Source organism: Neisseria sp. P0009.S007, from assembly GCF_051962515.1.
Window position 1 is genome coordinate 1 of the sequence record NZ_JBQCVF010000986.1, and the last position, 338, is coordinate 338.

The window sequence follows — 338 nt, forward strand, 5'->3', positions numbered from 1 at the left end:
CTGGCGGGCAACGTAGTTTTCATAATCTGGGACACCGGCCATCAAGTTTGCTGTCAACTTGATGGTTTTCCACCAAGATGCGAGCTTATGCTTCATGCTGAGCCTCCGGCTGTTTACCGTCGCGGTACACTGCTGGAATTTCTTTAGCAGTTGGCCAGCCGACTTTGCGGGCTTTCATGGCGGTACGAAAACCGTACACGGCGACAATCACGACAACTGCCAGGAACAAAGCGGTCAGACCGGCATTGATTTGGTCGTTGAAGATGATTTGTGACATTTCGCCAATGTCTTTAGCTGGGGCAAGGACTTCGCCTGAGGCCAAGGCATCGCGGTATTTG

1 protein-coding gene and 1 pseudogene are annotated in these 338 nt (G+C 52.1%); both read right to left on the bottom strand.

Going from position 1 to position 338, the window contains the following annotated elements; all coding sequences use genetic code 11:
• The coding region (locus ACTHS3_RS17445) for a CstA-like transporter-associated (seleno)protein (RefSeq protein WP_440368691.1) at positions 1-96 on the bottom strand (96 nt) is incomplete at its 3' end.
• Positions 86-338: pseudogene (locus tag ACTHS3_RS17450) on the bottom strand (carbon starvation protein A); the annotation flags it as partial. The gene ACTHS3_RS17445 and the pseudogene ACTHS3_RS17450, both read right to left, overlap by 11 nt.